This is a genomic window from Anaerolineales bacterium (assembly GCA_022866145.1).
Lineage (GTDB): Bacteria > Chloroflexota > Anaerolineae > Anaerolineales > E44-bin32 > PFL42.
In genome coordinates, this window is record JALHUE010000065.1 from 1 (window position 1) to 2,136 (window position 2,136).

1 protein-coding gene is annotated in these 2,136 nt (G+C 63.9%); it reads left to right on the top strand.

The window, feature by feature from the left end:
• Positions 1 to 1,579, top strand: a 1,579-nt coding sequence (locus MUO23_01950) for a hypothetical protein (GenBank protein ID MCJ7511717.1), incomplete at its 5' end; no start/stop codon positions are given.
• Positions 1,580 to 2,136: the final 557 nt, after the last annotated feature.

The following is a 2,136-nucleotide window of genomic DNA, read 5'->3' on the forward strand; positions in this document are numbered from 1 at the left end:
ATACGCCTGGATGGCGACGGCGCTGTTGGCCACCCAGCCCCTGCTCTTTGGACATGCCTTCATCAACCAGAAAGACACTCCGTTCATGGCCTTCTTCCTGGTCAGCGTGGCTGTGGGGCTGGAAGCCGCCGACCGGGTATCTCAGGCGATCCGGCGGGCCGGCAGCGCTTCGTTGCCCGAATCCCGCTGGACCAGACTCCGCGGGGAATGGGCAGGCACCAGTCGTTCTCGCCGCGTTGTTGGAATTGCCTATCTCATTGGCAGCCTGCTGTGGCTGATCAGCCTGGCAGCCGTGGACTCGCGCCAGCCGTCGATGATTCGCCTGATGCAGGCAATTGGTGAAGGGCTCGCCTGGGAGCGGCTCCAGTCGGCTGCCACCTCCTTGGCCCGCGGCGCATCGAGCCTGCCGACGGACACCTCCCTTGGAACCGCCGTGTGGTTGCATGACTTCGGAAGGATGATCCTCCTGATTGGGTGGATCGCTCTGGCGCCGGTAGTTGTCCGCTGGGTGCTGCCCAAAGCCTTCCACGAGGCCAAGGCCTCCTTTGGCTGGTCGTTGGGATGGGCCGTGCTGGCCGGGGCCCTCTTGGGCTTCACAGTCTCCATCCGACAGATAGGCGTGTTTGCAGGGCTGCTGGTAAGCCTGTATTGGCTTCGGCGATTGCACGCCGCAGGCCTGTGGGTGCTGGTCATCTACTTGCTGGCGGGAGCCGTTGTGACGCTCGCCACGTGGCCGTACCTATGGGCCGCACCGCTCCAGCGGTTCTGGGAGAGCCTTGCCCTAGGCGCCGACTTCGAGATTCACATGACCCCGTATCGCGGGCAGTGGGTGTTCTCCGACCGGATTCCATGGCACTACTTCCCCACCCTGGCAAGCCTCGAGTTGACGATCCCTGCCGTGGCGCTCTTCATCTCCGGAATCGCGATCGCTGGCTGGCGCTGGACACACCAGACAATCGATCGCACCGTCTTGGGGATCGTCCTGCTATGGCTCGCAGCCCCCCTTTTCGGCCTGATCGTTCTTGGGATGGGAGCCTACAACAATATCCGGCAGCTGCACTTTGCCCTGGCTCCGATCTTCCTGATCGCCGGGGTGGGTCTGAGCGGCCTACTGATGAGGGTAAACCGCAGGTGGGTTGAGTACCTGCTGCTCGCCGCCCTGCTCCTCCCGGGAGTAAGCGGGATCGTCGGCGCCCATCCCTATGAGTACACCTACTTCAACGCCCTGACCGGAGGGACCGAGGGTGCGCAGGGGAATTACGCGCTGGACTACTGGTGCACCTCCTACCGCGAAGCCATGGGGTTTGTGAATGCCGTCGCCGAACCTGGCGCCAAGGTGATGGTCATGGGGCCGCTGCGGCCGGCGATGGCTTTCGCCCGGAACGACCTCGAGGTCCTTCGCAACGAAGGCGACCGAAGCGTGGCTGGCGTCGACTACTTGTTGACGTGTTCCCGCTGGCTTGCGGTGGAGTGGGGAGAGGATGCGCGCTTGGAGAGGGTCCACACGGTCGGCAGGGGCCCGGCGGTCTTCGCGGAAGTCTTCCGACGGATCAAGGGTGACCCCGCAGTCGATGACTAGCAGGCTGATGAAGAACCCATGCCAGCTGAGAGAAACCCGCATAATGCGGTTCCCTTCTCTGAGAATGGCAGTATTCATCAACCTGCCAAGGCTGCCTGTTGAGCAAAGTCCTGTCACCGGGTGTCTCCCGGGGAAGGGAAGCGGAGAAGCACCTTGTGGCACGGGAAGGTGGGGGATAGCACTTGAGGAGGATACCCCAGCAAGCAGCCCGATGGGCTGTGAGAGAATCCCGGCCATGGTCCGGTGCGACAGCGGGCGCCAGCGTCCACCTTCCGGGAGCCCCGCATCTGTCATGGGGGCGGGTCCGGGCGCGCCCAGGATCGCTTTGCCGGCGTGTATGCATCGACGAGGTATCTGCAGCGAAACCCGGCGGGCGGCTGGATCCAAGATGATGGCTGGAACGAGGGCACCGAGAGTGGAAGCGTGAGGTGATGCCTTCCGGCTTGCATCCCCCGTCCCGGCATGTGACCCGATGGGCGCTGCCGGCGATTCTTCTGTTGCTCGCCCTCGGCGTTGGCCTGGTGTTGGCGGACGACTACGGCAGCAGTTGGGATGAG